This window comes from Nostoc sp. (genome assembly GCF_036917675.1).
In the GTDB taxonomy this organism is placed as follows: domain Bacteria; phylum Cyanobacteriota; class Cyanobacteriia; order Cyanobacteriales; family Nostocaceae; genus Nostoc.
The window spans coordinates 94123-113120 of sequence record NZ_JBALCT010000073.1 but is presented as its reverse complement, the minus strand read 5'-3'; the positions used below and the strand labels follow the sequence as shown (position 1 = coordinate 113120).

Annotated in this window: 9 protein-coding genes; 3 read left to right on the top strand and 6 right to left on the bottom strand. The window is 43.1% G+C overall.

What is annotated here, in order from left to right; translation table 11 throughout:
• The first annotated feature begins 544 nt into the window (after window positions 1–544).
• Together V7K31_RS29045 and V7K31_RS29040 are read left to right on the top strand one after the other, a co-directional pair.
• The gene (locus V7K31_RS29045; RefSeq protein ID WP_335099458.1) at window positions 545–1723 is read left to right on the top strand and encodes a calcium-binding protein; all 1179 of its coding nucleotides are present in this window, start codon (window positions 545–547) and stop codon (window positions 1721–1723) included.
• A 428-nt stretch (window positions 1724–2151) separates the two neighbouring features.
• The gene (locus V7K31_RS29040; RefSeq protein WP_442941411.1) at window positions 2152–4845 is read left to right on the top strand and encodes a calcium-binding protein; all 2694 of its coding nucleotides are present in this window, start codon (window positions 2152–2154) and stop codon (window positions 4843–4845) included.
• A gap of 87 nt (window positions 4846–4932) precedes the next feature.
• Here the strand turns inward: V7K31_RS29040 and V7K31_RS29035 are convergent, their stop codons facing one another.
• From V7K31_RS29035 to V7K31_RS29020, 4 genes are all read right to left on the bottom strand, one after another.
• Complete coding sequence (locus tag V7K31_RS29035) at window positions 4933–6258, bottom strand: DUF58 domain-containing protein (protein ID WP_335099453.1); 1326 nt, start codon at window positions 6256–6258, stop codon at window positions 4933–4935.
• 117 nt (window positions 6259–6375) lie between these two features.
• Window positions 6376–7692 carry a bifunctional ornithine acetyltransferase/N-acetylglutamate synthase gene (gene argJ / locus V7K31_RS29030; protein WP_335099451.1) on the bottom strand — a complete coding sequence of 439 codons (1317 nt, stop codon included), beginning with the start codon at window positions 7690–7692 and terminating at the stop codon, window positions 6376–6378.
• 607 nt (window positions 7693–8299) lie between these two features.
• Window positions 8300–9775, bottom strand: coding sequence for an Asp-tRNA(Asn)/Glu-tRNA(Gln) amidotransferase subunit GatB (gene gatB, locus V7K31_RS29025; protein WP_335099448.1), 1476 nt, complete (start codon window positions 9773–9775; stop codon window positions 8300–8302).
• A gap of 872 nt (window positions 9776–10647) precedes the next feature.
• Window positions 10648–15357: an amino acid adenylation domain-containing protein gene (locus tag V7K31_RS29020; RefSeq protein ID WP_335099445.1), complete on the bottom strand. Its 4710-nt coding sequence runs from the start codon at window positions 15355–15357 to the stop codon at window positions 10648–10650.
• A 180-nt stretch (window positions 15358–15537) separates the two neighbouring features.
• On the opposite strand from V7K31_RS29020, the gene V7K31_RS29015 reads away from it, so the two are divergent.
• Window positions 15538–16665 carry an alpha/beta fold hydrolase gene (locus V7K31_RS29015; protein WP_335099443.1) on the top strand — a complete coding sequence of 376 codons (1128 nt, stop codon included), beginning with the start codon at window positions 15538–15540 and terminating at the stop codon, window positions 16663–16665.
• A 322-nt stretch (window positions 16666–16987) separates the two neighbouring features.
• Here V7K31_RS29015 and V7K31_RS29010 read toward each other — a convergent pair whose 3' ends face one another.
• Window positions 16988–17155 (bottom strand): hypothetical protein, encoded by a 168-nt coding sequence (locus tag V7K31_RS29010; protein WP_335099440.1) that lies wholly within the window; start codon window positions 17153–17155, stop codon window positions 16988–16990.
• Window positions 17156–17200: 45 nt separating this feature from the next.
• Window positions 17201–18730: a glycosyltransferase gene (locus tag V7K31_RS29005; protein WP_335099436.1), complete on the bottom strand. Its 1530-nt coding sequence runs from the start codon at window positions 18728–18730 to the stop codon at window positions 17201–17203.
• Window positions 18731–18998 lie beyond the last annotated feature (268 nt).

Sequence of the window (18998 nt, the reverse complement as noted above, 5' to 3'; positions counted from 1 at the left end):
CTGCGCCTCTGCGCCTCTGCGGTTCGTTTGATCAATACAAGTGTTCTTGGCTCACTCTAATCATATCTGCGTTCGTAATTTTGATCCTCTGTTACCACCGCAGGCATCGCTGCCATCAAAAAGGAAAATATGTATTTTTATCGCTCCTGGGAGTATTTGCCTACTGCTTTCTCTATTCCTTCTCAACTAGAGAAATATGAAGATTATACAAAGAGCAGTACTTTTAGATACATTTATCAGTAAATAATGTGAAGAATATGCAAAGATGTTTCTTCAAATATAGACATCTAAGTAAATTAGGATGTAATTAATTCTTGTGGGGTTATTTAGATGTTACCTATTTTCCAGCTAAACACCCACGGGCAATAGTCCACAAGGAGGACTTAACAATTCAAAATTAAAGACATTTTCCGACGGAGCGAAAAGTTTTGAGATGAAAGTATGCCGAAAATGTTAACTTTCCCCAGGTTATTTGTGCTATAAAACAGCACTAACAGCAACTTGATGAAGTTACTGAAAAAATTGATTTAGGTAGGTAAAAGTTATGGCAAATATCGTTGGCACTAATGGTAATGATACCCTACTGGGTAGTAACGGTGCAGACAAAATCGATGGTAAGAATGGCAATGACTTGCTGCGAGGTGGTGCCGGGAATGATACTCTTATTGGTGGTACAGGCAATAATACCCTCTACGGTGGTATTGGTGACGATTACTTGAGCGCTAACAGTTCAACAGGCAAGAATCTGCTCTCTGGAGATGATGGCAATGATTCTCTCTCAGTCTCTGGCTACTACAGCTTCACATACCCAGTCGACGAATACGACTCTCGCTCGTCTGGCAATAACACCCTTAACGGTGGCGCAGGTAATGATAACTTGAGTGCTAGCGGTTCAAAAGGCAATAACCTACTCTTTGGTGGCGATGGCAATGATTATATCTCCATCTCTGGCTACTACAAAGGAAATGACTACGACTACCAGGACTCTCGCTCGTCTGGCAATAATACCCTCAACGGTGGTGCTGGTAACGATACCTTGAGTGCTGGCGGTTCAATAGGCAATAACCTGCTCAATGGTGGCGATGGCAATGATTATATCTCCATCTCTGGCTACTACAGCTACACTCCCGGAGACGAACACGACCCTCGCAACGTCTCTACCACATACGACTCCCGCTCCTCTGGCAAGAACACCCTCAACGGTGGTGCAGGTAACGATACCTTGAGTGCTAGCGGTTCAACAGGCAATAACCTACTCTTTGGTGGCGATGGCAATGATTCTCTCTTTGCCTCTGGCGCCACTGGTAATAACACCCTTGATGGTGGCAATGGCAATGATATCCTCACAGGTGGCAATGGCAATGATATCCTCATAGGTGGTCCTGGTAATGATACCCTCTATGGAGGAGCTGGGACTGATACCTTTGCTTTCAACAGTTACAATCAAGGGATTGATCGTCTTTATGACTTCAAGGCCACTAATGAATTGATTCAGGTATCGGCTGCTGGTTTTGGTGGTGGGTTATCAATAGGTTCACTTCAGAAAAGCCAGTTTACCCTCGGAACATCTGCAACAACAAGCAATCAACGATTTATTTATGACAATATTACAGGTGGACTGTACTTTGACCGAGATGGCAGTGCGTCTGGCTTTACTCAAGTAAAATTTGCACAACTATCTGCTGGATTGTCACTAACCAACAACAATTTTGTGGTTGTTTAATCTTACAGCTATTTTCAGGTAAATAGACCACGCAGTAAGGCTACAGCATTGCTGTGCCCCTACGACAGATGTGGTTCAAATACTTGAATTCTGCTGTAATTAATGTTTTTCCATCAGTAAACGGTGCATAATGCAAGGTGCTTATAAAAGCACCTTGCATTCGATTATTCAATACAATTACTAGACATTTTCATAAATTAGGTTTTCACTTAGACAGGACAAGGGTTTCAGATTCTTTTTCCGAGATGTCTATACGTAAAAGCCTAGGAATAGGATGAATCTTCGATAAATATTACTGTTACTCAAGAGTGAGGTATAAAGTATGGCAAAAAGGTCAAATTTCGGTGAATTTTTGTGTCTGAAAACAGCACTAAACTCAAGTTTGAGAACTGAGAGTTACTGAAAAAATCGATTTAGGTAGGTAGAAAATTATGGCAATTATCAATGGCACCAACGGTAATGATACCCTTAATGGAACAACCCGTGATGACCTGATTAATGGTTTAGCAGGTGACGATAAACTAGATGGTAATGGAGGCAACGATACCCTCAATGGTGGCATTGGTGACGATACCATCTTTTTTGATAATAATTATGATCAGATATTGAATGATCAGATATTGACGACTGGTGGCGGCGGCAAGGATAAATTTGTTTTCGCTATCGGCGACAATAGTTATCGTCCTATTACCATCACCGATTTCGGTGGCATTGGTAAAGGCTCAAACCCATCAGCGGCGGTGATTGCTGAATTGGATACCTTGGAATTTACAGGTTCTGAGCAATTAGCTGCGAGAAATCTGCAACTAACTCAAAATGGTAATAACACAGAAATCAGCTTTGAAGGAGTGTCTTATTCCCCAGTGGTCTTGCAGAACTTTGCCCTGGAAAACCTAGACAATTTAGCCCAGGTTGGCAATATCCTGTTTGATGGACAAACTAGGATCACCGACAGCTTTGATGTTTTCAATGCCAACTCCACCCAAAACACCATCTTCAACAAAAACACAGTCACCTTCCTTAACGACCTCTCCAACAATGTCAACGGCTTTGACAATTCAGATGATGTGATTAATGGTCAGGGGGGTAATGACATCATTGACGGCAAAAGTGGCAACGACTTGCTGCGGGGTGGTGCGGGGGATAATACTCTCATTGGTGGTGCAGGCAATGACACTCTCGAAAGTGGCACGGAAAATAACACCCTTAACGGTGGCGCTGGTGACGATTACTTAAATATTGTGTATTCAGAAGGCGATAACCTGTTCTCTGGAGGCGATGGTAATGATAGTCTCTTCGCCTATACCGGGTTTGGTAATAACATCCTCAACGGTGGCAATGGGAATGATACTTTCTATATTAATACTAATACGTATTATCTCGTTCATGATAATTCGGGGAATGATACCTTAACTGGTGGCGGCGGCAAGGATAAATTTGTTTGCGAGTGGTCTGAGGCGGACGGTGGCACCATTACAATCACCGATTTTGATGGCATTGGTCAAGGCTCAAACCCATCCGCGGCAGTAATAGCCGAAGTTGATACCTTACAATTTACAGGAGATAAGCAATTAACTGCGAGAAATCTGCAATTAACTCAAAATGGAAACAACTCAGAAATCACTTTTGAAAGGACGTATACTTTCAAAGTGGTCTTGCAGAACTTTGCCCTGGAAAATCTAGACAATTTAGCCCAGACCGGCAATATCCTGTTTGATGGGCAAACTAGCATCACCGACAGCTTTGATGTCTTCAATGCCAACTCCACTCAAAGCACTATCTTCAACTTGAATACAGTCACCTTCCTTAACGACCTGAACAATAATGTTAACGGTTTTGACAACTCAGATGATGTAATTAATGGTCAGGGGGGTAATGACATCATTGATGGCAAAAGTGGCAATGACTTGCTGCGGGGTGGTGCGGGCAATGATACTCTCATTGGTGGTATTGGTGACGATGTTCTATTGGAGAGTTCTGATTTAACAGGCGATAATTTGCTCTCTGGAGGCGATGGCAATGATACTCTCTCCACCTCTAGTACCTTTAGCAGATTCGGCGCATACGATTACTATATGTATGGCGATGTGTCTGGCAATAACACTCTCAACGGTGGTGCTGGTAACGATAATTTGGGTGCTGACATTTCAAAAGGTGATAACCTGCTCTCTGGGGGCGATGGCAATGATTTTCTCTCCGCCTCTGGCGACTATGACTATGACACGTTTTTCTTTAACGTTTCTGGCAATAATACCCTCAACGGTGGCGCTGGTAACGATACCTTGAATGTTGACTATTCAGTAGGCAATAATTTGCTCTCTGGGGACGATGGCAATGATTATCTCTCTGCCTCTAAAGGGAAGGACGACTTCGAGGGAGAAGGCTTTGCCGCCTCTGGCAATAACACCCTCGACGGTGGCGCTGGTAACGATACCTTGAATGTTGACTATTCAAAAGGCGATAACCTACTCTCTGGGGGCGATGGCAATGATTCCTTCTATGTAAGCAGCCCCACAAGCAACCCTTATATTGTTGACCCATCGGGCTTAGTGACTCAAACGGTAGATGGGGGTAAAGGTGACGATTTGTTGTCCGTCGATTACGGCGATGCTACAGGGGGGATTACAACGACATTCAATGCCACTACTAACATTGGCTCAATTACGGAAGGCACGAATCTAGTTAGTTACAAGAATATCGAACGATTAAATATCTCAGGTACACGGTTCGATGACAACATTGTGGGGAACAATGGCAACGATACGCTCTCTGGTGGCTATGGGGGAAATGACACTCTAACAGGTGGAAACGGTAATGATACCTTTGCTTTCAGGACTTATGACCAAGGCGTTGCTCGTGTTGATGACTTCAACGCGACTAATGAACTTATTCAGGTATCGGCTGCTGGTTTTGGTGGCGGGTTATTAATAGGTTCACTTCAGAAAAGCCAGTTTACCATCGGTGCATCTGCAACGACAAGCAATCAACGATTTATCTATGATTCTACTACAGGTGGACTGTACTTTGACTCAGATGGCAGTGCGGCTGCATTTACTCAAGTAAAATTTGCCCAACTATCTGCTGGATTGTCACTAACCAACAACAATTTTGTGGTTGTTTAATCTTAATTGGCGCTCTGCCATCACTTTAGACACAGAATGTGAGATGCTATTTTTAGTGCCTCACATTCGATTCATCAATGCAATTAGCTAAAGCTGATTTCGCGCTTTGAGTTGCAGATATCGCTCAACTAACTGATCGGCAATTTGGTTTGCTGGTGCATCTAGTACTAATACACCTTTTTGTTTCAGCTGGGCAAATGCTACTTGTCGTTGCATTAATAAATCGAGTGCCACTGCACGGGCATAAGCATCTGTAACATCATCTGTGAAGGTGTGTGCCAGACGATCAACTTGCGGATCTCGCAGAGTCACGCAAAATGGGAGATAGCGGGGTGCTAGCTTGGAGAGTGCGCCCAGAAGTTCAACAGAAGCAGTGACATCAACTAAGTCGGTAATCACGACTACAAGCGCCCTGCGAGTTTGTCGCTGCAAAACATTTGTCACCGCCCCCAAATAATCAGATTCAAATAACATTGGTTGAATTGGAGTTAAGCGATCAATTAGCTGATTCAAATGATGTTGACCGCGTTCTGGGGGAATCCACGTATGCATCTGGCGGTCAAATACACCAACGCCCACGCGATCGCCTCGATGTAACCCCGCCAATGCTAAGGATAAAGTTGCATTCAAACCCCAGTCAAACCTCTGCAAACTCTGCACCTTTGCTGTCATCAAGCGTCCCCGATCGAGTAAGATAAGTAATGTTTGTTCCTGTTCTGGTTCCAAAACCCTCACCAGTGGCATCGCATTACCATAAGCCCCAACCCGACGGGCGGTAGCTTTCCAATCAATAAATCGCAAATCGTCACCAGTGCGATAGTTCCGCAGTTCGGCAAACTCTGTACCAATACCAGTTTTGCGAGATTGGCGCATTGATCCTGATAATTGTAGTGTCAGACGAATTGTGAGCGATCGCAATCCCACTAAATCGGGATAAACTTTCACTGGCAGACTTTGGGGAATTTCCCAATCATCCCAAGCTAATCCCCAAATTCCCAACTGTCGGACTTGAATATTTCCCCAAGGAAACTCGCCGCGCTGTTTTGGGTTGACGGTATACGTCAATTCTTGGGTGCTGTTACTCTTAACAATAGCCCGGAGTGAGGGTGCTGATACACCAAATCCTGTTGGGTAGTAATCGCAGATTTCAATTAGGGCGTTGGCATTTTGCGATGTCACCTTCAGCACCACCGGATTATCCCGCCCAATCGATAATCGTGACGGTAATTCGCGGGTAATTTGCACGCGAGAACGCCGCACCTGCAAACCATCTACAACCATCAATCCGAGAACAATGGCATCAAATAGCAAAGTGATGGCGATCGTTGGTTTAATGTTGAGAAAAAGGCATAGGATCGGGGCGATCGCTATACCCAAAACCAACAGTAAATAAACTCGTCTGGAAGGAAGCATTTTTTAGAGTGAGAAGTTAGGAGAAGATTAGCTTAACCTACATCATCATGGGCAAAGCGGTTAAAGAAGAAGTCTAAGGCATAGTTACGTAGTTGGTAGTAGGCAAGTCGGAGTAGTTCACGTAGTATACTCGGCGTTAATTCTCACGTAGTCGTAACTCAAATCGCAACCCCAAGCTTTACCTGAACCATGACCATTGCCAATGCTGACTGCAATGATCACCGGATTATCGACTCGTTGGGCTTTAATAGTGCTTCTATCAAAGGATAAATCATTACTATTATTAGTGGCAATGAAGTCTTTGGGCAGCGAAGAATCCGCCGCTGCTTTTTTTAAATAAGTACTCGCTACTGCACGGTCAAATTGCACAGGTTGACCATTTTCTAACATTAAAAAATCCCCTAGCTTAATTTGCAGGTTTTCTTGCTCAAAGGGTACACCTGCACGTCCGGCGGCGGCGGCGATGCGTCCCCAGTTGGGATCACGTCCAAAGATTGCAGATTTAACTAGGGATGAACCAGCGATAGTTTTGGCTATTTGCCTAGCTGATAGTTCATCGTGAGCGCCTGTCACTTCCACTTCAATGAGACAGGTTGCGCCTTCACCATCACGAGCGATCGCTTTAGCTAAATGCTGGCAAACTGCTGTTAACATCGCCTCTAATTTCTCTGCTTCTGCGCCCCATTCTGTAATTGCTGGGGTGCGAGATTGACCATTTGCTAAGGCAATTAAGCTGTCGTTGGTACTGGTATCACCATCCACGGTAATGGAATTAAAGCTTCTATCTGCTGCCCTTGCTAACATTTGCTGCCAAAGGTGAGGCGAAACCACAGCATCACAAGTCACAAATGCCAGCATGGTTGCCATGTTCGGGTGAATCATGCCGGAACCTTTGGCAATGCCACCAATTCGTACTGGGCGATCGCCTATAGTTGTCTCTAGAGCAATGGATTTAGTTACCAAGTCTGTAGTGATAATCGCTCCGGCGGCGGCATCTGAGCCTGTTTCTGAGAGTGCTGCTACTACCTTGGGAATCCCGCTTCGCAAAGCATCCATCTTAATTCTTTGACCAATCACGCCTGTGGAAGCCAATAACACAGATTCAGACGAGATGTTTAGTGCTTGGGCTACTGCCAGAGCAGATTCTAAGGTATCAAGGTTGCCTTGAGTCCCTGTAGCGGCATTTGCTTGTCCAGCGTTGCAGAGGATGGCACGAGCGCTATGTTTGGCTTGCAAGCGTTGGCGACAATATTCTACACAGGCAGCTTTAACTTGGCTGGTGGTGAATACACCAGCTGCGATCGCTTCCACCTCTGAGAATATCAAAGCTAAATCTGGCAACCCCGAAGGTTTCAATCCTGCGGTAATTCCCGCCGCCTGATACCCCCTTGGTGCTGTGATGCCACCTGTTATTTTTTGCCAATCTTCTGCCATTATTCTTCCTTATAACTATCAGGTTGGATAGGTCAATTTGTGCTTTGGAAAAGTGTTGAATTAAGAGACGCGATTAATCGCGTCTGTACAAGAGTTATTATTCTTCCCCTGCTCCTCAGTCCCTTTTGTTGTGAGTTTATTTGCTGATGGTAATAATAATGCACCAGTTAGCGATTGGCATAATTGTTTTTACCTTTCTTATGACGAAAGACAAAAGCAAAAAAGCAGAACCACTTGGGTCGCTCTCCAGATCATCAGGGTGCATCTACTTAGTACACTCTATCATTTCTAATCTAAGGGTTAATACTTATTTAATGGAAATTATTCTTAATAATATTATGAAGTTAACCGTAAATACCACAAAAATCAAATAAAAAAGAGAGCCACTTCAGCAGCTCTCCAGATCATCAGGGTGCATCTACTTAACACAGCATATCATTTTTGGTATGCGGGCTATCACCATTTTTTATATGAAGATTCTGTGAAGAACACCGGGAAAATACTGACTTGGGGCATTAGGCATGGGGCATTGGTTATTCTCCTCATCCCCCTCATCTCCCCCTGCCCTTATGCCCTCCGCAGCGAGCAAAGTTGAGTTGACAGACTACTAGGCGTTCAGTTTTTTCTCCATCAATTCGTTAGTCAGCTTAGGATCAGCACGTTTGCCTGTCTTTTTTAGAACCTGTCCGACAAAGAAGCCTTTGAGGTTGGTGTTACCGTTGCGATACTTTTCTAGTTCTTTGGGATTGGCGGCTATGACTTCATCAACGATCGGTTCCAATACACTAAGATCGGTGATTAACTCTTGACCAGCAAAGGCTTTTTCAGGAGAAATACCACTAAGCAAATCTGGCAACTTTTCTTTAGCTTGAGCATTGCTAATTTTGCCCGTTTCAATGCGAGTGATAATCTCAGCTAAATTGGTGGGAGTCAGGGCGATTTCAGTAATACTGAGTTTTTGCTTATTGAGGTGTGCTGCAATATCTTGAGTAATCCAGTTTGCAGCAGCTTTGGGATTTGCTCCAGATGCGATCGCAGTTTCAAAATATTTGGCTACTGGATGATCTTCTGTCAACACTCGCGCATCATAAGCCGAAAGCCCTAAATCACTTTCATAATGATGGCGTTTTTGGGCTGGTAGTTCTGGTAATTCGCTGCGCCATTTCTCTAATTGTTCATTTGACACCTCAATTGGTGCTAAATCTGGTTCGGGGAAGTAGCGGTAATCGCTAGAACCTTCCTTAATCCGCATACTACTTGTGCGTTGAGTGCCTTCTTCCCACAGACGAGTTTCTTGAATAATGCGATCGCCTGCTTCGATTGCGGCGATTTGGCGCTCAATTTCGTAGTCAATCGCCCGTTGGATGGCGTTGAACGAGTTCATGTTTTTAATTTCTACCTTGGTGCCAAACTGCTCTCGTCCCACCGGACGCACGGAAATGTTGACATCGCAGCGCAGAGATCCTTCTTGCATATTGCCGTCACTCACACCGAGATAGCGCACAATCCGACGCAACTCTTCGGCATATTCAGCAGCTTCTAATCCCGAACGTAAATCAGGTTCCGAGACAATTTCCACTAACGGTATACCTGCGCGATTGTAGTCTACCAGAGAATAGGTAGAACCGGAGAGGCGATCGCTCCCTGCGTGTACCAATTTTCCAGCATCTTCCTCCATGTGCAGACGCGTAATGCCAATGCGTTTGCGAGTGGGATTACCTTCAGCATCTACCAACTCAATTTCTAACCAACCATGTTCTGCGATCGGTAGATCATATTGAGAAATTTGGTAATTTTTGGGTAAGTCAGGATAAAAATACTGTTTACGGTCAAATTTGCTATATTTAGCGATTTGACAATTTAGTGCCAAACCAGCCTTGACGGCGTATTCTAATACTTTTTCATTGAGTACAGGTAAGACCCCAGGTAAACCCATACAAACCGGGTCAATGTTAGTATTGGGGTCAGCACCGAATGCCGTCGAGCTATTAGAGAAAATCTTGGTGTTGGTACTCAGCTGACAATGGGTTTCTAGACCAATAATCGCTTCATACTCAGTTTTTACAGTTGTAGCAGTCGTCATAATATCAATATTTGGGCAATAATCCTTCTAGTGGTACTATTGTAGCGGCGTATTGAGTTACCCTGAAGACGGTTATTTGGGTGAGCAATGCTTACCCTCTTGAGCTTGAAAAGGGAGATGCAAACCAAAGATAAAGAAAATCTTAATCATTGGTTCTGGGGGTGCTGGTAAATCTACCCTAGCCCGCGAACTGGGAACCATCTTAGGAACGTGGATTAAATAAAATGCAAAACTTCATCCTGTCTCTAGCTTCCCTCTCCTTTATAAGGAGAGGGATTGAGGGTGAGGTAAGCTAGGGGCATAAATTGTATGTTATTTCAATACCTTCGCCAATTTTTTAGAAAGCCCGCACAATGCGGGTTTCGGGATATAGGCTTAAAGCCCAATTCAAAAGCCTGAAACCATTGTAATCCAAGGGATTGAGCCTTTTTGTCTCCCCCTAACCCTCTAATTTTGGCAGAGGTATTGTTATTTAATTCTTATTTCTTAGGCTTAGAAGTGATTCATATCATGTCCGCATAATTAGTTATGCTAACCACAGTCATTACACCCCCCTCTTAATCCCCTCCTTGCTTGCGGGGAGGGGAGACAAAGCGTAGCTTTGGCGGGGTGGGGTTCTTCGGGTTTAATAAGCAATTAAGCGGACTTGATATCACTTGGATGCTTGGTACTGGAATCCTGGCTGGGTTGAGACTCCAAAAGCTGAATGGCACAGCATATTAACAGTTGAAAATTCAAAATTAAAACATTTTAGACATTTACATAATGGGATTTAAACCCCGACAGAAACTGGGGCTACCTGTAGAGGTAGCGGTCTTAAACCCTTTAATTTACGATAAATATTGGGGGATATTTTATTTTTTGGAAGTCCCTTAATGCCTCTTGCTCTCTTCGTTTAAGGAAGATAACTTAATCCGCCGACTTTCACGCGATAGTGGTACTAAAACTGGGGCTTGACTTTGAGCATTGCTTTCTTTAAGGCTTTCCACCACCTTAGATAGTTGTGCAATTGTGGATGCTTCAAATACGCTACGCAAAGGTAACTCCACATATAAGGCGTCGCGCACTCTAGAGACAAGCTGAGTTGCCAGTAATGAATGACCACCTAATTCAAAGAAATTGTCATAAATTCCTACGCGCTTAAGTCCCAAAACCTCAGCAAAGATTTTCACTAGCACTTCTTCAATAGGAGTCTGAGGTGCGATATAATTTTCAGGCAATTGGAGCTTGATTGCATCATGGAATGCTCTTAAGGCGCGGCGATTGACTTTACCATTAGCTGTTAAAGGTAAACACTCCAATACTACAAAAGCTGATGGCATCATGTATTCAGGCAGTTTTTCTGCTATGTAAGTCTGTAACTGCGGCACTAATTTACGCGCTGCTTTGGCTTGTAAGGGATTATTGGCGTAAGATTCCCAGGGACGAGAGTGAGTCGTGCTATGTGGAAAAATAGTTCTCTTACTTACTGCATCTTGCCGAACAAAAACTACATCATAATCTCCTTCAATACTTGAATGTGACCAGGTAATATCAATCTTATAAGGTACATTCAGCGCATAGAAATCTTCTGGTTCTACTCCGAAATTTTCGATTTCTTGCAAAGCTTTACGTATTTGACCTACAGTTTTAAAAGCTTCTACGTCTGATAGCCATTCGGCTGTTTTAACTGCTGACATCACCCGCGCATTAGGTACATTGACAATGCTTAATATTTCTGGTTGATTCTCAATTAATAACTGACGCACTGCTGAGATTGTTAAATTATCTTCAGACCAGTTTCGCACTGAATAATTTTCAGTATTATTAACACTTTCACCACTAACATGAAGAATCACATTGTAACGAAAATCAGTTAGCTCATTGTGATGTTTACCCCGCATCAGTTGAATTTGTACATGATTAATCTGCGGAAAGCGTTGCTTTATTGCAGTAAAAAAATCTGGGTCAATGACTAACTCTGTTTCTTGGAAAATTTGCATTTGTACCCGTTGCTGTAACTCGGAGCGGGTAAGAGAAGGTTCAGCTTGATGCAGTTGCACTGACGCATGGAAAGCTTGCAAGAGTGGTAAACTACGCACATCTCCTATGAAGATAAAGCCACCGGGTGCAGTTGCGTCCACAGCACCTTCTAATACACGAATCAGGTAATCAATACTAGGAAAATATTGTACAACCGAGTTCAGAATTACTGCATCAAAAGCTGCTGTTTCTACTTTCTCAAAGTCAGTAGCCATTTGCTGATACAGCGTTACCTGCGGTATTTCTTGCTTTTCTAACTGCTGCTGAATGTAGTTAAGTGAAACTGAGGAAAAGTCTGTTCCCCAATATTTAGTGCAGTGAGGTGCAATCTTAAACAAAATCAAACCTGTTCCACAACCAATCTCTAAGACTCGTTTGGGTTCCCAAGCCAAAATTTGCTCGACTTGATTATTCACCCATTCATGCATCTGCTCTGCTGGAATAGGCTGATTTGTGTAACTACTATTCCAGCCGACAATATTCAATTTTGGATCTGAATCAGCAGGTTGATTATAAGTTTCGTTATAGAGCATTTGCCATTGCAAAACTTGCTCATTCTGCAATTGCATTAATTGCATACTCTCCTGCTCGCTGCTGTATTCGCTTTTTGGTGCTACATAAGCTACGAGGCGCTTTTCGCCTTTATCCTCACGAATTATTACTACAGTTTGCTGCACTGCTGGATGCTGAGTCAGTACGGCTTCAATTTCTCCCAACTCAATGCGGTAGCCGCGAATTTTTACCTGCTCGTCGAGACGACCTAAAAATTCAATGTTGCCATCTACTCGATAGCGAACTAAATCACCTGTTTTATAAAGTCTTGCTTTTAACTTATTAGTAAAAGTATGATCAATGAAGCATTCAGCAGTTAAGTCAGGACAGTTTAAATAACCTCGAGCCAATCCATCACCACTTATGTACAACTCTCCCGAAACGCCAATAGGTACTGGTTGTAAATGTTTATCTAGTATGTAAAGTTGTGTATTGGCGATCGCACGACCAATTACGGGTGCTAAATTATCTTTATTCTTAACAGAAATATGACCAGAAGTTGTCACAACCGTGTTCTCAGTTGGACCATAATTGTTAACTAACTGGAAAGGATGGTCAGCTAAAGGATATTGATTTAGTCTGTCGCCACCTGTGAGTAATATTCGTAAAGCTGCGTTATTAGCAAAATCTAATAAGATAATTTTCTCTGCTAAAGGAGTTGGTAACAAGGTAATTGTTATCGCTTTTGATATTAGCCAATCTCGGAGATGCTCAGGTATTTGCCTGATTTGATCATCTACAAAATAAATGCTTGCCCCAGCAATAAGATAAGGCCAAATTTCCCAACCGCAAGCGTCAAAGCCAACTCCGCAAATCTGCGTTGCTCGGTCAATGGGTGAAACTGTAAACGCTTTTTGATGCCAAAAAACTAAATTTAACAATCCTCTATGTTCAATTTTAACCCCTTTAGGTTTTCCAGTTGAGCCAGAGGTATAAATGACATAAGCGAGGTTATCTACTTCAACTTGGCTGGGAAGATTATCTTCAAGTTCTTGAGTAATAATTTCCCAATCATTATCTAAACAGATTACCTGTGAATTATGGTTTCCCAAACCTTTAATCCATCGCTTGTGAGTTAATAAAACTGAGACTTGAGCATCTTCAAGCATAAAGTTTAAACGTTCAGATGGGTAGCTCGGATCTAAAGGTACATAAGCTCCACCTGCTTTCAGGATGCCCAACATTCCTATTACCATATCAAAAGAGCGTTCTACACAAAGTCCTACTAAAACTTCGGCTTTAACTCCTAATTTTTTTAGATAATGTGCAAGTTTATTGCTACGTATATTTAACTCCTTGTAGCTGAGTTGTTTATCTTCGAGTACTAGCGCAGTTGCATCAGGATTCTGCTCTGCAACGTTCTCAAATAACTGATGAATACACTTATCTTGAGGATAATCTAACCGAGTATTGTTCCATCCAACTAATAATTTATCTAGCTCAGATTCGCTTAAAAGTGGTAATTGTGCAATTCGCTGTTCGGGATCTGCAACTATACCTGACAGTAATATTTGAAAGTGCCCTAGCATCCTGGTGATAGTAGCATCATCAAATAAATCAGTACTATAAATTACAAAACCACTAATTCCTTCTGAGCTATCTGCCCATAACCCATTTTGGGTATTTGGCTCCCACAAATGGAACTCCAAATCAAAGCGCGTTGTTTCCGTTTCAAATGGTAGAGGACTTAAAGTTAAACTAGGTAATTCTAAGGCAGACATAGGCGCATTCTGGAGCGCAAAAACAACTTGAAATAGCGGATTTCGATTCAAGTTACGCTCTGGGTGTAGTTCTTCTACCAGCTTTTCAAAAGGTAAATCTTGATGAGCATAAGCTCCTAAAGTTACCTCTTTGACTCGACTCAATAATTCCCGAAAAGTTGGGTTTCCACTGAGTTGAGTACGCAGTACTAAGCTATTGACAAAAAAACCAATTAATCCCTCAATTTCACTCCGGTTGCGATTGGCAATAGGTGAACCAATAGCAATATCTTCTTGTTGTGTGTAGCGGGAAAGTAAAATTTGGAATGCTGCTAGTAGGGTTATAAACAAAGTTACCCCTTCTTGCTTTCCGAGAGCTAAAAGGGCTTTGCTCAAACTTTTTGATAATTGCAGAGGTTGCCTTGCACCCTGGTAACTTTGAGCAGCTAGTCTTGGTCTGTCGGTTGGCAGATTTAGCATAGAAATGCCGTCTAATTGCTTCTGCCAATAACCAAGTTGCTTTTCTAATACTTCCCCTTGCAACCATTGGCGTTGCCAGTATGCAAAGTCTGCATATTGAATTGCAAGTTTCGGTAGAGGAGAAGGCTGATTGCTGGCAAAGGCTGTGTAAAGTGCTGCTATCTCTTGCATTAGCACCCCAATAGACCAACCATCACAGACAATGTGGTGGATAGTCAGCAGCAGGATGTATTGTGTCTCATCCAACCATAGCAGTTTTACTTGCAGCAACGAATCAGTTGATAAATTGAAAGGACGTTGAGCTTCTTGGGTAGTCAGTTGTCGTGCTTGTATTTCTCGTTCGGCTTGTGGCAGTTGTCGTAAATCTATTACTGGTAAAGTAATAGTTAACGTCGGATTAATTACCTGAACTGGTTCCCCTGACTGCATCACAACAGTGGTGCGTAAAACTTCATGTCGCCGCACGATTTCGTTAAAAGTTTGTTCTAACGCGGCTTGATTGAGCGAACCTGTTAAATGTAGTGCTAGTGGAATGTTATAGAAAGGATTATTAGGAATTAATTGGTTGAGAAACCACAGCCGTTGTTGAGCAAAGGAGAGGGGAAGATTTACTGACCGCGAAATAGGTACTAGAGGTCTAAAGCTGTGGTTATTATTACGATTAGTTGCTTTTAAAAATTCAATAATTTCTGCTTTACGTTCTTGAATCTCTGCACGTAATTCTGCTGTAAGAGTTCCTTCAGGCGCGTTACAGCGAAACTTTTCACGATCAATAAAAACTTGAATATCTAAGCTGCGAAGATAAGATAAAAACTCAACTGTATTCAAAATTAAACCCCTTCGCAACTGTTGTTACTTAGCAGTTATTAACTAACTCAGCATTTTTATCACAGTTGCAACATTGTATAAATCATTCTTGGGACTGAAACTTGGATGATTCAACTATGCTATCAAGCTAAAAGACAACGTAGTTAATAAACTATCGCAAGGTTTAGGCTCATGATATTCATGCCTCATAATTTTCTACTTATATGGCTGTTTCAACTGCTGTCGGTTGGGGTACTTGGCGGGGGAATCTACATTCTCTATGAGTGGTACGAACGAGAACTTGTAGGAACGTTCTATTTAGTAGCTGGACTAGTAATGTTTCTGTGGTCTGTTGGCGGCCGTTTTATCAGTTTGCCACTGCTGCGCCGTCCTGGAGCCGATGAACCCAAGTTTATGCGTAGCAAAACCGTGCAGCGTTTAGCACGGCCGGATGGTAGTGTGTTGCAAGTAGAGTTTTTTGGTCCTGAAGATGGTCAACCAATTATCTTGTCACACGGTTGGGGTCCAAACAGTACTGTATGGTATTATGCCAAGCGACAATTAAGCGATCGCTTCCGAGTAATTGTTTGGGATCTACCAGGGCTAGGAAAATCCTCCAAACCGAAAAACAACGATCACTCTATAGAAAAATATGCCCGTGACTTGGAAGCTGTGGTTGCGTTGGTGACAGCCACTCCCAAAGGGAGTATCGCAGGGGATAAACCTGTTATTCTGGTAGGACACAGCATGGGTGGAATGATTAACCTAACATTTTGTCGCCTGTTTCCAGAGCAATTAGGGAGCCGGGTGGCTGGCTTAATTCTTGTAGATACTACTTACACTAATCCGGTAAAAACTTGTATCTTTAGCAATCTGGTACGTAAATTGCAGAAACCGCTACTCGAACCTGTGTTGTACCTGACTATCGTGCTGTGGCCGATTTTTTGGTTGATGACTTGGCTCTCGTATTTGAACGGTTCACTGTACATCACCGTCGAACTATCTGGATTTACGGGTAGTGAAACACGGGGTCAACTAAGTTTTGCAGGTCTATTATCAGCATTGGGTTCGCCTGGGGTTCTGGCGCGTGGCACACTGGCGATGTTCAACTTTGATGAAACAGAAACACTTGCAAATATTAACGTACCTGTGTTGGTCGTTTGCGGCAATTCAGATATAGCAACTAAACCTGTTGCAAGCGATCGCATGAAAGCAGAATTGCCTTATTCTCAAAGAGTCACCCTCAAACCAGGTGGACACATGGCATTAATGGAACAAAATCAGCAGTTTGCCGAAGCAGTCAGCACGTTTTCTGCTAGCTGCTCATAACTGCCTCAATCGCACATTTAGGAACGTGAATTAAATAAAATGCAAAACTTCATTCTGTCTCTAGCTTCCCTCTCCTTTATAAGGAGAGGGATTGAGGGTGAGGTAAGCCAGGGACATAAATTATATTTTATTTAATTATTATTCCTTAACATCCATCAAAAAATATTGCTCCAGCCTTGACGTTTCCGTATTTCGCGCAGTCTGTAGCAACTTCTGCCTTCGGTGTAAGAACTTCCGCCTTCAGGTTTCGGTGTTTCGCGCAGTCTGTAGCAACTTCCGCCTTAAGAGTAAGAACTTCTGCCTTTAGGTTTCGGTATTTCGCCTAGTCTGTAGAAACTTTTGCCTTAAGAGTAAGAACTTCCGTCTTCAGGTTTCGGTGTTTCGTGCAGTCTGTAGCAACTTCCGCCTTAAGAGTAAGAACTTCTGCCTTCAGGTTTCGGTATTTCGCACAGTCTGTAGAAACTTCCGCCTTAAGAGTAAGAACTTCCACTTTTTCTTTAGCAACTTCTGCTTTAACCCTAGTTTTGCACTTTATTTAATCCGCATTTTTTAGTCCCTTTTGATTAGTTCCAAAGTAGAGGTCGCTTAATTCTTCCAAAGAAACATCGGTCTGCGATTCTGGATTACGGAAGTAGGGATGAATGGGAAGGAGTTCAGCGCGATCGCGGGTTTTGCCTGAAGACAGAATTTGCTCAAGCAAAGTCAAGTAGTTTTCAGCAGTAGATTCCCAAGTGTACGTCTTCAACACCCGTTGCTGACCAGCTTGGGCAAAATATTCCCACTCATCAGCATTGCATAGCACCCGCTCCAAGCCCCGAACAATATCAGCAGCATTTTCTGGGTCAACGAGTACGCCATATTCCTTATTTCCCTGTCGCAAGCTCTCGCTGGGACCACCGTTCTGGGTTGCTACCACTGGTAAACCTGCTACTGCCGCTTCTAAGGGAGCAAGCCCAAAGGGTTCGTAGAGTGCAGTTAGCGCGAACACCGAGCGGCGTTTAACCATAAACCGATAGGCTGCTGCCAGTGACTCTTGAGACTGATCCGACAAGCCAAATGCACTGATTTTGCTCCACAAGTCGTTTTCTTTAACGACCTCCCGAATCGGGGCTAATACCTCTTCAGTCGTGTCGTCGCTAGTTTCCTCTCGTAAAGGATCGTCCAGCCCCCCTGTAAGTAGCACCAAGTTAGCTCGTTCCTGAAGTGTTGGACTCATTGCGAAGGCTTGCACCAGCCCTAATACGTTCTTTTTAAGCTCTAATCGACTGGATGCTATAATAACGGGCAAATCTCGACGGGCTTCTGCAATGTCGCGTGCCAATCGTTCCTGAACGAGTTGGTAGGTAGCCTCCTCATTTTCCGAACGCGCCTTTGCACCGAAAATCGAGAAATTTGCTCCCGGTGGAATCACTGCAAAACAGTTGTCATTCTCCACATCCACTGCACCACCATAGACTCGATGAGAGTACTGTTCAAAGCGTTCCTGTCGTGTACTGGTGATATTAACAGCCGAGCGATTCATACTTAGGCGTTCGGCTAAGATACGATATCTGAAATTAAATTGCTCGTCTATTTCTGTGAGATTTTCTGGGGTGATTTCCAGTTTATCCATCTTTTGAGCGCCGAGAGAATGAGCAGTAAAAGTAAAAGGTATGCCTGTCTGGTCTTCAATTAGAACGCCACATAGTCCCCCATCAGCGTAGTGGGCAGTCATTGCATCAGGTAAGCTACCTTCTTGTTGATAAAATTTCAAGATGTTGGGTACCCAATCACTAACCAGATGAGGCCATAACAACTCTTTAGAGATAAATTCTTTTGACCCAGCTGGTAAGCGAATAATGCGGACGTTATCGACGCCTGGATAAGTGTCAATCGCTTGGGCAAACTCTGGCCACTCTGGGTCAATGATTTGACGGGTGAGAATATCAACTTTATGACCCATTTGAGCGATCGCTATGGCAACTTGCTTAACATAGATTAGCTGACCCCCAAAATCTGGGTGTTTCGTTATGTGACTATTGGCTGAATCAAAATTGCCTTGAGGGTTAAGAAATCCAATGTGCATCGCCCACTTCCTAATACAGGTTGATTTCTACTAGAGATTTTTGCCTGAAGACGGCAGCAGAACACCTTAGTAAGCTTGTTAAAAACTCCCAAGACTGAAAAACGCAGGCAGCGAGGCTGTACATAAATGCCATCAAAAAGCAAGTCAAAGGGCTTTTATTTATTCCCTTTAACTTAAACCCAGCCAATTCGCGCATTTTCCTAATGCTTAAGTTAATCGCTACTGCGGCTCGCGCACATATACCAGATGGCATAAATGGTATGATGAT

What these genes read in the sequence shown, in the direction of transcription:
- argJ (WP_335099451.1), bottom strand. Translation starts at nt 7,692, where the DNA reads ATGGCAGAAGATTGGCAAAAAATAACAGGTGGCATCACAGCACCAAGG.
- V7K31_RS29035 (WP_335099453.1), bottom strand. Translation starts at nt 6,258, where the DNA reads ATGCTTCCTTCCAGACGAGTTTATTTACTGTTGGTTTTGGGTATAGCG.
- V7K31_RS29045 (WP_335099458.1), top strand. Translation starts at nt 545, where the DNA reads ATGGCAAATATCGTTGGCACTAATGGTAATGATACCCTACTGGGTAGT.
- V7K31_RS29005 (WP_335099436.1), bottom strand. Translation starts at nt 18,730, where the DNA reads ATGCACATTGGATTTCTTAACCCTCAAGGCAATTTTGATTCAGCCAAT.
- gatB (WP_335099448.1), bottom strand. Translation starts at nt 9,775, where the DNA reads ATGACGACTGCTACAACTGTAAAAACTGAGTATGAAGCGATTATTGGT.
- V7K31_RS29015 (WP_335099443.1), top strand. Translation starts at nt 15,538, where the DNA reads ATGCCTCATAATTTTCTACTTATATGGCTGTTTCAACTGCTGTCGGTT.